General features: G+C 55.2%; 13 protein-coding genes and 6 tRNA genes. 11 read left to right on the top strand and 8 right to left on the bottom strand.

Features of this window, described 5'->3' with window-relative positions:
* Positions 1-32: 32 nt before the first annotated feature.
* The 10 genes from HNQ59_RS04935 to HNQ59_RS04980 all read left to right on the top strand — a co-directional run bounded on the left by HNQ59_RS04935 (position 33) and on the right by HNQ59_RS04980 (position 5,642).
* Positions 33-320 (top strand): HU family DNA-binding protein, encoded by a 288-nt coding sequence (locus HNQ59_RS04935; RefSeq protein WP_137939309.1) that lies wholly within the window; start codon positions 33-35, stop codon positions 318-320.
* Positions 321-415: 95 nt separating this feature from the next.
* Positions 416-491: transfer RNA gene (locus HNQ59_RS04940), tRNA-Val, on the top strand.
* 9 nt (positions 492-500) lie between these two features.
* Positions 501-577 (top strand) — tRNA-Asp (locus tag HNQ59_RS04945).
* 151 nt (positions 578-728) lie between these two features.
* The gene (locus tag HNQ59_RS04950; RefSeq protein ID WP_184036033.1) at positions 729-2,567 is read left to right on the top strand and encodes a SurA N-terminal domain-containing protein; all 1,839 of its coding nucleotides are present in this window, start codon (positions 729-731) and stop codon (positions 2,565-2,567) included.
* A gap of 122 nt (positions 2,568-2,689) precedes the next feature.
* Positions 2,690-4,513, top strand: a complete 1,824-nt coding sequence (gene uvrC, locus HNQ59_RS04955) for an excinuclease ABC subunit UvrC (protein WP_184036036.1) — start codon at positions 2,690-2,692, stop codon at positions 4,511-4,513.
* A 16-nt stretch (positions 4,514-4,529) separates the two neighbouring features.
* Positions 4,530-5,105 carry a CDP-diacylglycerol--glycerol-3-phosphate 3-phosphatidyltransferase gene (pgsA, locus tag HNQ59_RS04960; RefSeq protein WP_184036039.1) on the top strand — a complete coding sequence of 192 codons (576 nt, stop codon included), beginning with the start codon at positions 4,530-4,532 and terminating at the stop codon, positions 5,103-5,105.
* Between the two features lie 78 nt (positions 5,106-5,183).
* A tRNA-Gly gene (locus HNQ59_RS04965) sits at positions 5,184-5,259 on the top strand.
* A gap of 28 nt (positions 5,260-5,287) precedes the next feature.
* A tRNA-Gly gene (locus tag HNQ59_RS04970) sits at positions 5,288-5,363 on the top strand.
* A 99-nt stretch (positions 5,364-5,462) separates the two neighbouring features.
* Positions 5,463-5,536 (top strand) — tRNA-Cys (locus HNQ59_RS04975).
* 17 nt (positions 5,537-5,553) lie between these two features.
* Positions 5,554-5,642, top strand: a tRNA-Leu gene (locus HNQ59_RS04980).
* A gap of 261 nt (positions 5,643-5,903) precedes the next feature.
* Here HNQ59_RS04980 and HNQ59_RS04985 read toward each other — a convergent pair.
* The 5 genes from HNQ59_RS04985 to HNQ59_RS05005 form a co-directional block, all read right to left on the bottom strand.
* A complete protein-coding gene (locus HNQ59_RS04985; protein ID WP_184036042.1) occupies positions 5,904-7,490 on the bottom strand; it encodes a DHA2 family efflux MFS transporter permease subunit in 1,587 nt (528 codons plus the stop codon).
* Entirely contained in the window at positions 7,487-8,566 is a 1,080-nt protein-coding gene (locus tag HNQ59_RS04990; protein ID WP_184036044.1) for an HlyD family secretion protein, read from the bottom strand. Before HNQ59_RS04990 ends, HNQ59_RS04985 begins: the two co-directional genes overlap by 4 nt.
* 52 nt (positions 8,567-8,618) lie before the next feature.
* A complete protein-coding gene (locus tag HNQ59_RS19800) occupies positions 8,619-9,272 on the bottom strand; it encodes a TetR/AcrR family transcriptional regulator (protein ID WP_184036047.1) in 654 nt (217 codons plus the stop codon).
* 373 nt (positions 9,273-9,645) lie between these two features.
* Complete coding sequence (locus HNQ59_RS05000) at positions 9,646-9,873, bottom strand: hypothetical protein (RefSeq protein WP_184036050.1); 228 nt, start codon at positions 9,871-9,873, stop codon at positions 9,646-9,648.
* Positions 9,874-9,963: 90 nt separating this feature from the next.
* Positions 9,964-10,695, bottom strand: a complete 732-nt coding sequence (locus HNQ59_RS05005) for an RNA methyltransferase (RefSeq protein ID WP_184036053.1) — start codon at positions 10,693-10,695, stop codon at positions 9,964-9,966.
* A 274-nt stretch (positions 10,696-10,969) separates the two neighbouring features.
* Between HNQ59_RS05005 and HNQ59_RS05010 the strand changes: the two genes are divergently transcribed.
* The gene (locus HNQ59_RS05010) at positions 10,970-11,767 is read left to right on the top strand and encodes an inositol monophosphatase family protein (RefSeq protein WP_184036056.1); all 798 of its coding nucleotides are present in this window, start codon (positions 10,970-10,972) and stop codon (positions 11,765-11,767) included.
* 222 nt (positions 11,768-11,989) lie between these two features.
* On the opposite strand, the gene HNQ59_RS05015 is transcribed toward HNQ59_RS05010, so the two are convergent.
* The 3 genes from HNQ59_RS05015 to htpG all read right to left on the bottom strand — a co-directional run bounded on the left by HNQ59_RS05015 (position 11,990) and on the right by htpG (position 16,669).
* Positions 11,990-13,216 carry an alkaline phosphatase PhoX gene (locus tag HNQ59_RS05015; RefSeq protein WP_184036059.1) on the bottom strand — a complete coding sequence of 409 codons (1,227 nt, stop codon included), beginning with the start codon at positions 13,214-13,216 and terminating at the stop codon, positions 11,990-11,992.
* A 122-nt stretch (positions 13,217-13,338) separates the two neighbouring features.
* The gene (locus HNQ59_RS05020) at positions 13,339-14,442 is read right to left on the bottom strand and encodes a hypothetical protein (RefSeq protein WP_184036061.1); all 1,104 of its coding nucleotides are present in this window, start codon (positions 14,440-14,442) and stop codon (positions 13,339-13,341) included.
* A gap of 322 nt (positions 14,443-14,764) precedes the next feature.
* Positions 14,765-16,669 carry a molecular chaperone HtpG gene (htpG, locus tag HNQ59_RS05025; RefSeq protein ID WP_184036063.1) on the bottom strand — a complete coding sequence of 635 codons (1,905 nt, stop codon included), beginning with the start codon at positions 16,667-16,669 and terminating at the stop codon, positions 14,765-14,767.
* Positions 16,670-16,724: the final 55 nt, after the last annotated feature.

A 16,724-nucleotide genomic window follows, 5' to 3' on the forward strand; every position in this document is an offset into this window, starting at 1 on the left:
AACCTAAATAACTGAATGGAAAGGGGACGTTCGTGAACAAATCCGAATTGATCGACGCGATTGCCGCACATGCCGAGATCTCCAAAGCCGCTGCTGGCCGCGCCCTGGATGGTGCGATCGAAGCGGTCAAGGACGCATTGAAAAAAGGGGATATGGTTACGCTGGTGGGTTTCGGTACCTTCTATGTTGGCGAACGTTCTGCTCGTAATGGGCGCAATCCGCGTACGGGTAAGACAATCAAGATTGCGGCAGCGCGCCTGCCGAAATTCCGTGCAGGTAAGTCTTTGAAAGAGGCGGTTCAGCCCCCAGGGAAAAAATAATTTCGTCTGAATGCAAAAAAGAGCTTGGCGAAATAAGGATGTCTCTATATAATGCCGGTCTCTGTCGTTAGCCAAGACTGGTTTTCGGCAGATCCGGGCGCTTAGCTCAGTTGGTAGAGCGTCTGCCTTACAAGCAGAATGTCGGCGGTTCGACTCCGTCAGCGCCCACCAAAGCATTCCGGAGCGGTAGTTCAGTTGGTTAGAATACCGGCCTGTCACGCCGGGGGTCGCGGGTTCGAGCCCCGTCCGCTCCGCCAAATTTAAAAAAGGGTGAACTCCGGTTCACCCTTTTTTGTTTCTTGTCGCCACCTTTTGTCAAAAGATACTTGCCCTGGCTGGTTTTATCGATAGAATTACGCGCTGACCCTTCAACATCAAACCTATGAAGCTCGTGCTTCCCATATCCAAATGTTTGAATTTGTAGAAAAGTATAAAACTCCGCTTCAAGTCCTGCTAGGCGTCATCGCCGTGTCTTTCGTTGGTTTCGGTGTTGGCAGCTATGATATCGGTAGTGATCCGAATTTCGTGGCGAAGGTGGGCGGGCAAAAAATCTCCCGTCAAGAATTGGTGAATGCTATCCAGGGGCAGAATCTGCCCAATACGCCAGAGGTCAAGGAAGAAATTCTGCGCGGATTGATTTCCCAGCGATTGCGCATTAATCATGCAACTGACATTGGTATGCGTGTGTCAGATGCTGAGTTGGCAAAATACATTGCGGGTATTCCAGCATTTCAGGATAACGGGGTGTTTAGCAAAGCCAAGTATGAACAATTCCTGAAAGCGCGCGGATGGTCTGTCGAGTATCTGCAGAACCAAGTCCGTAATGATCTGGTTTCGGCCCAGTTGGTGGATAGCGTTGTCAGCAGTGGGTTTGCATCGAAGACCATGACTGCCCAACTGCTGGGTTTATTTGAAGAGCAACGAGAAGTGTCGGTAGCTACCTTCTCGCCCCAGGCTTTTACAGCTCAGGTCAAGCTGGATGCGGATGCAGCGAAGAAATATTACGATGCGCACCCTGACGAGTTCAAGCAGCCAGAGCAGGCGAGGGTGGAGTATGTCGTGCTCTCCAAAGAGGAATTGGCTGCGCACCAGGCGGTGACAGATGCCGAGTTACAGCAATACTTCGATCAGAATAAAGACAGCCTGGCCAAAGAGGAGCGCAAGATCAGTCATATCTTGCTGACAGTTGATCCAAAGGCAAGCGCGGAAGAGAAGGCTAAAGTCAGGGCTAAAGCGGAAGACCTTCTGAAAAAGGTACAGGCTGCGCCGGATACGTTTGCCCAATTGGCAAAAGCAGAATCTCAGGATCCGGGCTCTGCGGTCAATGGTGGTGATCTGGGTTTCTACAGCAAGGGTGGTGGTTTTGTAAAACCGTTTGAGGATGCGGCCTTCTCAATGAAGAAAGGCGAAATCAAAGGATTGGTCGAGACCCAATACGGCTTCCATATCCTGAAGCTGGATGATCTGCATATGAAGTCGTTTGATGATGTCAAGCCGCAGGTCGAGGCAGCAGTCAAGGCACAAAAAGCGTCGCAGCTATTTGGTGCTGCGTCGGACAAGTTCAACGACTTGCTGTATAACCAGCCCGACTCACTGAAGGCGGTCGTCGATGAGTTCAAATTGACGGTCAAGCAAAGCGATTGGTTGGATCGTAAAGCGGCCAAAGATGCTGACCTCAATAATCCGAAGGTGCTGGAAGCGCTGTTCTCCGACGATGTCATCAAGAAGAAGCATAATAGTGAGGCCGTTGAGTTCATGCCTGGCAAGTTGGTTGCCGCCCGCATGATCGAGCATCGCCCTGCGGGAGCGAAGGCGTTGACGGAGGTTCAAGCTGAGCTGGTGAAGAAATTGACACTGGATAAGGCAAAAGAACTGGCGGTGGCCGACGGCAAGGCGAAGCTGGGTGCGCTCAACTCGGGTAAGGAGATAGGTCTTTCCTGGGGTGAGTCAGTGAAACTGACCAGGCAAGGGTCGCAAACAATCGATCAGGACAGTGCCCGAGAGATATTCAAACTTGCTGGCGCCAAGCTGCCTGCATATGCGGCTTCCACATTGCCGGATGGCGGATTCGCCATCTATAAGTTGACCAAGATCACGCCGGCAGATGTGGGGCCAGATAAGGTCAAGGCAATGTCGCAGATGGTGGCGCGGCAGACCTCCCAGCTAGAGGCGATGGCCTACGTCAAGAGTCTGGAAGGCAAGTACAAAGTCGAGATTCAAAAAGAGTCACTTGGCAGCGCCGAGTGATCTGACAGAATCGGTTTGAACGGCGGGTGTTGGTTGCACCTGCCGTTTTTTTTCTGCGTGGATGGTGGTAGGTCGCTTTTGAAACCATGCTAGCTCTGGGCAGGTACTGCTACCATATGGCTATGGAAGCTTCTACCGTATTCGACCCCAAGCCCATACTGACCGCCTTGCCCAGCCTGCCTGGTGTCTACCGCATGCTGGCCGTTGACGGTTCGGTGTTGTATGTCGGCAAGGCAAAAGACCTGAAAAAGCGCGTATCGTCTTATTTCCAGAAGACGGATCTGTCGCCTCGCATCAAATTGATGGTAGCGCAGATTTCGGCGATTGAAACAACTGTGGTGAGAACCGAGAGTGAGGCATTCATTCTTGAAAACAACCTGATCAAGGCACTCAGTCCACGTTATAACATCCTCTTTCGGGACGATAAATCCTACCCCTACATCTTACTGACTGGCCACGCATTCCCTCGACTGGGCTTCTATCGTGGTGCGCTGGATCGCAAAAATCAGTATTTTGGCCCGTTTCCGACTGGACATGCAGTACGTGAAAATATCCAATTGCTGCAAAAAGTCTTCCGCCTGCGCACATGCGAAGATTCCGTCTTCAACAATCGGTCGCGCCCATGCCTGCTTTACCAGATCAAGCGCTGTACAGGGCCTTGTGTCGGGCTGATAGCCCCGGCGCAATACCAGGCTGATGTGCGTAATGCCATCTTATTTCTGCAAGGCAAGGACCATGAATTGCTGGCGGATCTGCAGCAGAAGATGGATGCAGCTGCAGAAGCATGGCGCTTTGAAGAGGCCGCCTTGCTGCGGGATCAGATCCAGAGCCTCAACAAGATACGTGGTAAGCAATTTGTCAGCAGCAACACCTCCCAATTGGATGCAGATGTGGTGGCCTGTGTCGCAGCCAACGGCTTGCTATGTGTCAATCTGGTGATGATTCGTGGTGGTCGCCATCTGGGTGATAAAAGCTTCTTTCCCAGCAATGCAGAAGGCTATTCGGCACCACAAGCACTTGAAGCTTTCTTGCTGCAGCACTATCTGGAACGGGGCATTCCGCACGCTATCATCGTCAACGGCGTGCCCGAGCCAGAGCCCTTGCAACAACTACTGTCCGAGCAGGCAGAGCGCAAGGTGCTATTGAATACATCACCCACTGGCGAGCGGCGAGTCTGGTTGGAGATGGCCATCAAGAATGCGGAAATCGCCATCGGCCAACGCTTGGTGAATCAATCAACGCAAGAAGCGCGACTGAATGCGTTGCAAGCCCTGCTGGGGCTTCCTTCTGGCGAGGCACGGATCGAATGCTTCGACATCAGCCACACCATGGGTGAGGCCACCGTCGCATCATGTGTGGTCTATGACCACATGGCTATGCAACCCTCAGAGTATCGTCGCTACAACATCACCGGGATCACCCCTGGAGATGATTTTGCCGCCATGCGGGATGTGTTGACCCGACGTTACCAAAAGATTGCGGCGGGGGAAGGATTGATGCCCGATCTGATCCTGATCGACGGTGGAAAGGGACAGGTGGGCGTGGCGCAGGAAGTCATGTCGGAAGTGGGGCTGACGGATTTGCTTCTGGTGGGCGTGGCGAAGGGCGAAGAGCGTAAGCCAGGGCTGGAGCAGTTGATTATTCCCCAGCACCAAAAGACGCTACAATTACCAAGTGACCATCCTGCCTTGCACCTGATCCAGCAGGTTCGTGACGAAGCGCACCGCTTTGCCATTACTGGCCATCGGAATCGACGAGGTAAAGCACGTACGACCTCCACACTGGAAGACATCGATGGCGTGGGGCCAAAACGGCGACAGCGGCTGTTGGCGCACTTTGGTGGACTCAAGGGCGTTCAAACTGCCAGTGTTGAACAATTGTGCCAAGTTGAGGGTATCAGTCGAGCATTGGCCGAAACCATCTACAAACAGCTGCACTCATCTTAACTAACCACGACTTCTCATGCCGTTCAATCTACCGATTTTTCTCACCTGGTGTCGTATTGTGCTTATCCCCTTGTTCGTGGGTATCTACTATCTGCCGGCACAATGGATGCCGATGGGGGATAAAAATCTATTTGCCGCAATGTGTTTTGCGCTGGCAGCCATCACAGACTGGTTTGACGGCTATCTGGCACGTGCACTTGCGCAGACCACCTCATTCGGAGCCTTCCTCGACCCAGTCGCAGATAAATTGATGGTTGCTGCCGCATTGATCCTATTGGTCAACCTTGGGCGGACGGAAGCATGGATAGCCGTGGTGATCATCGGGCGGGAAATCACCATTTCAGCCTTGCGCGAATGGATGGCCCAGCTGGGAAGAAGCAAAAGCGTGGCAGTCAGTTTCATTGGTAAGCTCAAAACAGCTGCGCAAATGATTGCGATTCTGCTATTGCTCTATGCAGGACCGATCATTCCAGAGATCAGCACACTTTTTATTGGCGAATTGCTGATGCTGATCGCAGCTGTTTTGACTTTATGGTCAATGATTTATTACCTGCGCGTTGCATGGCCCCTGATCAAGCATGCAGAAAATTGATTACGAAGTGTTGACACGAATATTTTCGCCGCTATAATGGCGGCTCTCTGAACGACGGCGGTAACGCAGTCAAGCAAAGCGGGAATAGCTCAGTTGGTAGAGCACAACCTTGCCAAGGTTGGGGTCGCGAGTTCGAGTCTCGTTTCCCGCTCCATTAAAAGCTTGAGTCTGTCAGAAATTATGCGGGAATAGCTCAGTTGGTAGAGCACAACCTTGCCAAGGTTGGGGTCGCGAGTTCGAGTCTCGTTTCCCGCTCCAGTTTCAAGGGAAAGCAGTGCTTTCCCTTTTTAATTCAAGGCCGATGGCGAATGGCCTTGAGTTGCGATAAACTAAGTCGGTTTTCGCAACGCCTGCGATGGCGGGTTAGCAAAGTGGCTATGCAGCGGATTGCAAATCCGTCTACGTCGGTTCGATTCCGGCACCCGCCTCCAAATTCCAGTTACCATCAGCCCGGATGGTGAAATAGGTAGACACAAGGGACTTAAAATCCCTCGCTGGGAAACCGGCGTGCCGGTTCGATTCCGGCTCCGGGCACCATGAATTCATTTCAGTACAGAATATTAAAACCCACAATGTGTCTGCTTGTGGGTTTTTGCTTTTTGCTTTTCCTCTCACACCATATATCGCTTGCCATTGGGGGGCACTTGGCAGGACGGGTACCTGGTGCTGTGGTTGGGTGTCGCGTGAAACGACCGCAGCTGATGCTTAAATGGTCAAGGGGATCTCCGGGCTGCTGTTTGGAGATGCGAGAGCAAAAAGCCAGCGCCAATGGCGCTGGCTGGCATGATCAGGGAGGGCTCAGTGCGCGTCCATGGCGCCTTGCCGCAGTTGTGTATTCCTCATCAATAACAGCAAGGGCATGGCGCAGGCCAGCACGATCCCAAGCCAGAAGAACAGCTGGTTGAACGACAGCATATTGGCTTGTTTTTGCACTTGTACATTCAAAATGGCCTGGGCCTTGATCGAGGCCATGCTTTCCGGCACGCCGCGTGCAATCAGGATCTGCTTCAATGTGCTCAGTCGTTGCATGGTCGCGATCGAGTTGTTGGTCAGATGCTCGGCCAGGTGGGCTTGCTGCGCTTGAACAAGATGGCTGAAACTGGTGGCTGAGGTGGCGATGCCGACACTGCCGCCCAGCATGCGGGTCAGGTTGTATAGGCCGCTGGCATTGGCCATGTCTTGTGGGGCGATGTTGCTCATGGCCAGGTTGTTGAGTGGTACGAAGACCATACCCAGCCCCAATCCACGTAATACCAGCGGCCAGAAGAAGTCCTCGGTGCCACTGTCGGTGGTCAGGTGGTAGTGCATCCACATGGCGTAACAGAATACCGCTGTGCCCAGTACGATCATGGCTTTTGCCGAGACGCCTCTGGCGACGAGTTTGCTGGTGGTGGCAAGGGCAATTGCGGTTGCAATGGCTGAGGGCAGGATAAACATTCCTGTCTGGAAGGCGTTGTACCCCATCAACGCCTGGGCATAGATCGGGAACATGAAGATGGTGCTGTAGAGTGCTGCTCCGGTCAGGAAGGCGTAGACGAGCCCTGCATTGAATTGGCCGTCTCGCATGATGCGCAAATCGACAATCGGGTGCTTGCTTTCCAGCTCGTGGATGACAAAGATGAACAGGCCGAAGAAAGAGGCCAGTGCCAACATGATCACTTCGGTGGATTCAAACCAGTCATTCTTTTCGCCGCGCTCCAGCATGGTTTGCAATGCGCCAATGCCGATGGCGAGAAGGATCAGGCCGATGTAGTCGATTCGTGCGGCCTTTTTTTGCATGGCGGAATCGGGCACGTAGATCAGCGCCAGTAGCAATGCACCAATGCCCAGTGGCAGGTTGATGTAGAAAATCCAGGGCCAGGAGTAGGCATCAGTCAGCCAGCCGCCAACTGTCGGCCCCAATGCTGGCCCGGCCATGATGCCCATGCCAAATATGGCCATGGCGGTGCCTAGCTCTTTGGGGGGAAAGGTTTCGAATAAGGTGGACTGAGCTGTTGCGATCAGTCCGCCGCCGCCGATGCCCTGGACGATCCGCCAGGCCACCATGGATTCCAACGATGTGGCCGCGCCGCAGGCCATGGAGGCAATGGTGAAGACCAGGATCGAGAGTGCGAAGTAATTACGCCGCCCCAGTTGGTTTGACAGCCAGCCCGAGATGGGCAGGACGATCACGTTGGCGACGACATAGCCGGTCGATACCCAAGCAATTTCGTCCAATGTGGCGCCGAGCGAGCCCATCATGTGTGGCACTGCGACGTTGACGATGCTGGTATCCAGCAATTCGAGCACCGAAGCCAGGGTCACTGTCAGTGCAATGATGAAGCGGTTGGCTTGGATGCTGGCCGGCGTGGTCGAACGCGACAGACCAGGTAGGATGGGGCTCATGTTCTGGCCTCGATGGTGGCATTGACGCTCATGCCGGGACGTAACGGGTGTTTCTGATCCGCTGTCTGCGCCAGGCGGATCTTCACAGGGATGCGTTGAACCACCTTGGTGAAGTTACCGGTGGCATTGTCGGGGGGGAGCAGTGTGAATTTGGCACCTGTCGCAGCGCTGATCGATTCAACCTTGCCCTCGAACTTCATGCCAGGGTAGGCATCGACTTCGATCTCGGCTTTGGCGCCTGGCTGCACTTTGCCGACATCCGTCTCTTTGACATTCGCCACCACCCAGATGTCATCATTGGTCACCAGACTCATCAAAGTCTGGCCGGGCTGTACAAGCTGTCCTACCTCGACATTCTTTTTGCTGACCATGCCAGTGGTCGGGGCTTTCAGCTCAGTGTCGGCCAGTTGGATGGCTGCCAGATCACGCACTGCGCGTGCTGCGTCCACCTTGGATTTAGCCGTGCGTAATGCTGCGGAGTACACCGTGACCTGTTCGCCAGCGGCGCTGGCCGAGTCGCGAGCGGTCTTCAGTTGCGCTTCGGCTGTGCGTACTGCTGTCTCGGCGGCATCCAATTGTTGTTGTGAGGCCATGGCTTGTGCAGCCAGTGACCGGGTGCGTTCATAGTCGTTTCTGGCTTTTTGCAGATTGGCTTCTGATTGCTTGATATTGGCGCTGGCCGCCGAAGCATTGGCTTGTGCCCAGCTGATCTGTGCAACGGCTTGGCCTACGTCATTGCCTTGTTTGCCTGCGTTGGACAGTGCGACAGCCAATTCCGCATCGGCCTGGAGCAGCTTGGCTTTGTAGTCACGGTCATCGATCTTGACCAGCAATTCACTTTGTTTGGCTGTCTGGTTGTCTTCTGCTTGGACTTCAGTCACATACCCGGCCACACGGGCCGCAATTGGGACGATCCGACCTTCGATCTGTGCGTTGTCAGTCGATACATAGTGCTGACCATGCCACCAGTTGTAGCCCAACCCCCCTGCTATGCCAATCGTGGCAATCAACAGCACAAGGCGTGCCTTGCTTTGTTTCTTGGGTGCTTCGATCGGGGCTTGTGCATCGGTTGTCATGCTAGGTTCTCCAGGGTGCGAATATCTGATTTTTGATGATGAAGGCAAGACATCAGGGCTTGATGTCGGCTGCCGTAGTGGGCCGGAGGGCTGCCAGCAGCATATCCAGGTGAAAACGCGCAAAGGCGGGCAGGTCGAACAGGTTTTTCCTGTAAGGGCCAAAGGCCTGTTGCCATAGCGTCTGCATGATGATGGGTGAGATGATTTCACTCACCGTAAAGCCGATATCGACAGCACGGAATTCACCTTGCTGGATACCACGCTCGATCACCTGGCTGTAGATACGGCGGCTTCGATCAACCACCTCTTGCAAATAGAACTGGGCGATTTCGGGAAAATTGCCTGCTTCGCCAATCGCCAGTTTGGACAAACCATTGACAGGTGAATTTTCCAGCTTTTCAACCCAGCGTAATATCAGGGTTTCCAATAGCTGTGCCGCAGATTGTTGTGTATCAGCGACCATCTCTTCAGCCAATTGCAGGCTAGGCCCCCAGGCATCGCGCACAGCTGCTTTAAACAGGTCTTCTTTGCTGGCGAAGTAAAGATAGAGCGTTCCCTTGGTGACACCAGCCGCCTTGGCGACCTCGTCAAGCTTGGTGGCGGCATAACCCTTTTGAATGAACAAAGCCAAGGCTGCTTCGGTGATCTCGGCTGGGCGGGCATCTTTACGGCGCTGCCAGCGTGGTTGAGGTTGATCTGAGTTCATTTTGATATTAATAACTAACTGGTCAGTTAATTATTATGGCGAGCGCTGGCGTTGTCAACAGGTATGCCGTATTCAATTCCGTACGCAATTGCCTATTTCAGGTGTGAAATCCACGCATTCGATTGATTTGGTTTGAAATTTACCGCTTGAGATAGGGGATTGTTACAGGTCTGGCGACAGATGTGGCTTGGCTGGGTAAAGTGTTATGTGGCGGGCAGGGGGAGGGCTGCTTGATCTGGCTGTGCGTCGCCCGCAAGGACGCTCAGGAGGCACTCGCCATGAGAGGAGTGGAATCTGGACTGGTCGGGTTGCAATGAAAAAAGCACAAGCCGGAGCTTGTGCTTTCATCTGGAATGGTATGGGGCGCCACAGGCTATTGAGTGATACGCCGGTGGCCGATATCCGCCGCTTCTCGGATGGCTTCGGCGGCTTTGCGATCCCCGACCTTGATTTCTGGTGAGCGTATCGCGCTGCTTCGACGCGGGATATTGCTGCCCGTGATGTATTCTTTGTCATCATCATAGGGAGCCTGTTCTGGGGTATTGCTGCAGGCCGCCAACGTAGCAGCCAAACTGAGCGCCAGAATCAATGATGGTTTCATGCCTGCAATTTTTCCTGATGTGTTGAGATAATTGATGCGCCGCTCCAGCACCTTGCTCGCTTACCGCCAAGCGCCCGAGCGGCATGATGTTCACTGGCTGCGTTTACTGGCAAGGGTTTTCGTCAAAATACCGCGCAGCATGTCGATTTCATCGACTTCCAATGTCGCGCGCTTATATAGACGGCGTAATCTTGGCATCAAGCGCTTTGGATTGGCCGGGTTGAGGTAACCGATTTCAATCAAGGTGGCTTCCAGATGCTGCAGCATGCCTTCGATCTGCTCTTGCGTGGCCAGGGTCGGCGGGGTGGGCCAGTCGTCAAAGCGTGTCAGCCCGGCTGCCATGCGCAGCTCATAACAAACCAATTGCACCGCCGCAGCGAGATTCAGCGAGCAGTATTCAGGGTTGGTCGGTACATGGATCAGCAGGTTGCATTGCATGACTTCCTCATTGGACAAACCAAACGTCTCGTTGCCAAACACAAAGGCGATCTCGTTGTGGGCGGCCAGATGCATGGCCTGTGTGGCCGCCTCGCGCAAATTCTCCGCTGGCAACGTCAGCTCTCTGCGCCGTGCGGACAGCGCTGCCGCGAAGCCCACTCCCTGCAATGCCTCACTCAGCGAGCCGCATACCGTGGCGTGGCGGAGCACATCGACCGCGCCACTGGCCAGGGCGTCAGCATGATCATTGGGAAACTCCTTTGGGTTGACGAGATACAACTTGGTGATGCCCATGACCTTCATGGCACGGGCGGCTGATCCAATATTGCCGGGGTGGCTGGGGTTGGTGAGGACAATGCGAATACGATCCAGATGATCAGCCATGATGCGGGTGACTCTAACAAATCAAAAGCGGAATTTTAGCAGGGTTGGACAGCTTTCATGGGCAGGGTTGAGGAGCAGCATGGTGACATGGAGCCGCAAAACCGACACTTGGCGCCGCAGAAAGCGCCCTGGGGGTAAATTCGGGTTTCCTGATAGACCTAAAAACAATACAATAGCGCCCATTCATCGCGGTACTGAACTATTCTTAACTGGTATCCGCTCGTTCCTTGTCATCGTGGTGGTCGATCAACACCATCACATTGGAGTCAAAAACATGCACCCGATGCTGAATATCGCGGTCAAGGCTGCTCGCCGGGCCGGGACCATTATTAACCGTGCATCCAACAATCTGGATGTGTTACGTGTTGAACGCAAGAACCATAACGACTTCGTCAGTGAGGTCGATCGCGCAGCGGAGCAAGCCATCACCGAGGTGCTGTTGGATGCATACCCCAACCATGCCATTCTGGGCGAGGAGGGTGGTGCGCAGGGAGACTCCGAATATCAATGGATCATCGACCCGCTCGATGGCACCACCAACTTTCTGCACAGCTTTCCCCAATACGCCGTATCGATTGCGTTGTCGCACAACGGCACCATTACCCAAGGCGTGATCTACGACCCGGTTCACAACGACCTGTTCACTGCCAGCCGTGGTGCGGGTGCGTTTCTGAATGACCGCCGTATCCGTGTCTCCAAACGAATTCAACTGGCAGACAGCCTGATTGGTACCGGCTTCCCATACTCAGACTTTGCCCATCTCGAAACCTATATGTCGATGTTCAAGGATCTGTTGCAGCGCACTGCTGGGTTGCGCCGTCCAGGCTCTGCCGCGTTGGATCTGGCCTATGTTGCCTGTGGCCGTTTCGACGGGTTCTGGGAGTTGGGACTGAAACCGTGGGACATGGCTGCTGGTGTGTTGATGGTTCAGGAAGCTGGTGGCTTGGTCAGCGATGTGGAAGGTAATGAGCATTTCCTGGAAACTGGCCACGTTGTGGCGGGTACGCCAAGAGTCTTCGGTCAATTGCTGCAAGCATTGCAACCGCACTTGACGGACTCCCTGCGGTACTGAGCAGCCTCAGCCACACCCGAAAACCCATGCCGTTCGGCATGGGTTTTTCTTCATCTGAGGACAGGGTTATTTGCCTGGATCAGGGCTGGTTGTCTTGCAAGCAGGTTGCCAGTCCAATCCAAGTCAAGCCCTTCATCAGAGCTCCACGCGTCTTTGCCACCCCTGCACCCGGCCATCCACGCCAATGTGCACTTGGTTTGCAGAGTAAGATGGAGCATCGCGCTAGAGATTTTGAAATGGGCCGCTGATCTCATAGGTGATGCCGCCCGCTGGGGTGGCTTCTTGTGAGCTGAAATACAGCCGGGTTCCGTCAGGGCTGAAGGCTGGGCCGGTGATTTCCGAGCTGTCCTGATTGACGACCTGGAGAAGAGGGGCGACGCGCCGGTCGGGCGCGATGACGACGATTTGCATGTCGCCGCCGTCCTCTGCCACCAGTACGTCGCCACGCCTGGATACCACGACGTTGTCAACACCGGTCAGGATGGGGTTGGGGGCAGTGGCTTCGTCGTAGATGATGTCGAGTTTGTTGCTGCCAGTGGTCAAGGCCCACACGCGGTTATCGCCTTTGGTGGTGAAATAGATGACGCCATTGTGGAACCAGATGCCTTCGCCACCATTGAAGGCGCTGCTGGCAGGGACTTGCCGCCGGGTGCGGATGTCGTTGCCGCCCGGGTTGGGCTGGGGGACGGGTAGCCATTCCAGTTGGTAGGGTGCGGCGTTGCCGATCCGTTTGGCCACTTCCAGTGTGCCGTTGGTCAGGTTGCCAGGTGTGGCGGGGCGGAAGCGGTAGAGGCGCCCATCGGTTTTGTCCTCGGTCAAATAAAGGTAGCCGGTACGGGTATCGACGGCGACGGCTTCGTGGTCGAACCAGCCGAGTGCATTTCTGACGATGGGGGCTCTGGTGCCGTATGGGTCGCATTCGATGACGCGTCCCCGATCCGTTTCTTCGCAGGTCAGCCAGGTCCCCCAAGGGGTGGGGCCGCCTGCGCAGTTACGTGTGGTGTTGGTGCAGATGCTGTAGGCGCTGATGATATTGCCTCTGCGGTCAAACCGGATGGCACCGACTCCCCCTTTGTTATCTTTGACTTCTGCATTGGACACGTAGATCCAGCCACCATCATGGGTGGCAAAGGTGGCGCCACCATCTGGCTCTAGGTGCCAGATATATCCACTACCGGCAACGCGGCTACCACTACGGGCAACGACACGTGAGGTGAATCCTGCGGGAAGACGTATGCCATCGCTGTTTGGCGGTTGTAGCGGGCCGAGTCGGCCTGTGGCCATGATGGGCTTCAAGCCTTCGTCACCACGTGGGTTGGCGGGCACTGCAAACAGGTTGTTGGCCAGCGCGGCCTTGCCGCCCAGGGCTAGCAGGCCACTGGCCAGCAGGCTGGTGCGCAGCCATTGACGGCGGTTGGGTGCCTCGGGCGGGGGCGTGTCATTTGTCATGATTTCACTCTGTGGGTTGGCGATGGTTATGGAACCCATCCATCATCGACGTGGAGGGCTGGATGTGATCAAGCGGTATCACGTCGAGCGGCTGGTTGCTGCATGGGTGGAAGGTGCGCCAGTCAACTCAGCAGGTATGCCACTTTGCCTGCCAGAATCAAGCGCTGGTCGTCAAATGCCAACAAGCCGTCGCCGCGCTCGGTGACTGTAGGGCATTCCAGTGTGATGGTCAGCTCAATGCGGCTGCCTGGCAAGGCGGACTGCCACTCAGGTGGCAGATCGAGTGTGCCTTCCACCAGGTTGTTGCCTATGCAGACCGACAGCCGGTCTCCGCTGATCACGCCCAGCCCATCGCCGCCTTCTTCGGGTAAGGGCAGATAGACATCTGCGATCAGACGATTACAACAACTGAGGTTGCCTAGCTGTGACAGCACTTGCCCTGGGTAGACATCGGTCAGGTTCAGGCCGCTCAGAAAGACCGTGGCCTGATCGCCAGCCTGGCCTTCCGCCAGCACCTTGTCGAAGCTGCCAACCGCTGTGCAGAATGCCTGTTGCACCCCTCGGCTGCCGATCAGCTCGACAATGTGGCCTTCTGAAATCGCCCCACGGCAGATGCAGCCGGATACTGTGACATGGTTACTGCCTGAGGCAATGTGCTGTATCGGCATGGCCAATGTGCCATTCAGGTCCCGCTCGGGCAGGGGGAGTTGGTCGCAGGCGTCCAGCACGGCGCACAAGGCGGTAAATGAATCGTCGTACAGGTGGATGAAAGGTACCTGACCGGCTGGGTGGTGATAAGTGTCCAGCTGTGCTTTCAACGCACCTTCCAGCAAATCGTCATGCATGGCATCAGCCTTACCGGGTGCGTGCTGGATGACCATGACCAAATGGGTCACCCCCATATGGTGTGCCATCAGCAATGCTGCGTAGCTGTGCTCAGGTGGGGTGTCTGCGGCAATCAGCACAATGGCGGCATCCACGCCGCTCATCTGGCAAGCCTGGTTGGGCAAGGTGCCTGGGTTGCAGCTCAACGCGAAATGGCGGGTGGGGGTTTCCAGCTCCTCCAGCGCGGGCCAGCCATAGCGCCGTTGTGTGGGGCCTTCGTGTGGCATGTATCGTCGGGCTGCGCCGCATAACCTGCGTTGGAATTGTTGTCGGTCTGCCTCTTGCAGGCCGAGCAAGGCGAGATTCAGATGGGGTTTGTGGCGAGAGAACGCTTGGGTCATGCCGAATCCTTTCTTTGCGACAGCGGTTTTTACAGTGTTGCAATTCGGTTAACGGCTTGGCTCGGTGTTGGGTGCATCGGCTGATCGGCATGCAGACCAGGAGCCACGGTTACAGCGGTGAAAAACAACTGGAGATGTGCTTATCGAGCGCGGGAAAATCTTAGCAAATGCACTTGTATCTTTCCTAATGCGCATGCCGAAAACTGTAGCAGGCCAGCTCTTTCAACTAGGGTTGTCGGCCTGGGCCAGACAGATATCTGCCCGATATGGTGCATATAAAACAAAACCCCGCCTGGGCGGGGTTGTGTGGGTGGTGGGATGATCAGGCTGACAGCGCCATCATCAAACCATTCAGGCGCTTGACGAAGGTGGCTGGGTCTTCCAGCTGTCCGCCTTCGGCCAGCTGTGCTTGATCCAGCAAAATATGGCTCCAGTCGCCAAAATGCTCGCCATCCAGATTGCTGTGCAACTTTTGCACGATCATGTGGCTGGGGTTGATCTCCAGGATCGGCTTGCTGGCATCGACTTTCTGGCCGGCTTGCTTCAACAGGCGCTCCAGGTGGCCACTCATGGCATGCTCTTCGACGACGATGCACGAAGCAGACTCGGTCAGGCGGTGGGTGATGCGCACCTCTTTCACACGCTCCCCCAGCACTTCCTTGATTTTGTCGGTCAGCGCCTTGTAGTCGTCAGCAGCTTTCTTCTGCTCTTCCTTCTCGGCTTCGTCTTCCAGCTTGCCCAGATCGAGATCGCCCTTGGCTACCGAAACCAGCTGCTTACCTGCGTACTCGAACAGATTGGAGGTCAGCCATTCATCGACACGATCCGCCAGCAACAACACCTCCACACCCTTTTTGCGGAAGACTTCCAGATGTGGGCTGTTTTTCGCGGCGGCAAAGCTGTCGGCGGTGATGAAATAGATCTTGTCCTGGCCTTCCTTCATACGGCCAATGTACTCATCCAGGCTGACGACCTGAGCGTCGGTATCAGCCTGGGTCGAGGCAAAGCGGCACAGCTTGGCGATCTTCTCTTTGTTGGCATGGTCTTCACCCACGCCTTCCTTGAAGACCTGGCCGAATTCCTGCCAGAAGGTTGCAAACTTGTCGGCTTCGTTTTCCGCCATCTGGCCTAGCAGATCCAACACCTTTTTGGTGCAACCGGCGCGGATGCCGTCGATGTCCTTGGAGTGCTGCAGGATCTCTCGGGACACGTTCAGCGGCAGGTCGCTGGAATCGATCACCCCACGCACGAAGCGCAGGTAATGCGGCAACAGCTTGTCAGCATCTTCCATGATGAAGACGCGACGTACATACAATTTCACACCGTGGCGGCGCTCACGATCCCACATGTCGAAGGGGGCACGTTTCGGGATATACAGCAGCTCGGTGTATTCCTGGCGGCCTTCGACACGGGCATGGCTCCAGGCCAACGGCTCGTCATAGTCGTGCGCAACGTGCTTGTAGAATTCCTTGTATTGTTCTTCGCTGATGTCGTTCTTTGAGCGTGTCCACAACGCAGAGGCTTGGTTGACCGTCTCATCGCCCTCTGCCGGGGTGATGTTGCCATCCTTGTCATAGCCAGGTGATTTGACCATGACGATCGGCAAGGTGATGTGGTCGGAATACTTACGCAGAATGCTTTTCAGGCGCCAGTCATTGGCGAATTCCGCGTCTTCTTCACGCAGGTGCAGCACGACTTGTGTGCCCCGTGTGGCTTTATCGACATTTTCCAGCGTGAATTCACCTTCGCCGCCGGACTCCCACTTCACGCCATGCTCTGCCGACAAACCTGCGCGGCGGGTGGTCAGGGTCACGCGGTCGGCCACGATGAAGGCGGAATAGAAGCCCACGCCGAACTGGCCGATCAGGTTGGCATCCTTCTTCGAATCACCAGTCAGGTTGTCGAAAAAGGCGCGGGTGCCAGAGCGCGCGATGGTACCGATGTTTTCGATGACTTCCTGACGGCTCATACCGATGCCGTTGTCGGTGATGGTGACAGTGCGGGCGTCCTTGTCGAAATCCACACGGATCTTCAACTCGGAATCGCTCTCGAACAGCGCCGGGTCGGACATGGCTTCGAAGCGCAGCTTGTCGCAGGCGTCAGAAGCGTTCGATACCAGCTCGCGCAGGAAGATCTCCTTGTTTGAATACAAGGAATGGATCATCAGCTGCAACAGTTGTTTGACTTCGGCCTGAAAGCCCAGGGTTTCTTTATTCGCAGTAGTCATGGTTTTCGATCACTCTGTGAATGGATGTTGGTTGAAGGAATGGATGCAAAGTGGG

Origin of the sequence: Chitinivorax tropicus, assembly GCF_014202905.1 — a bacterium.
Lineage (GTDB): Bacteria > Pseudomonadota > Gammaproteobacteria > Burkholderiales > SCOH01 > Chitinivorax > Chitinivorax tropicus.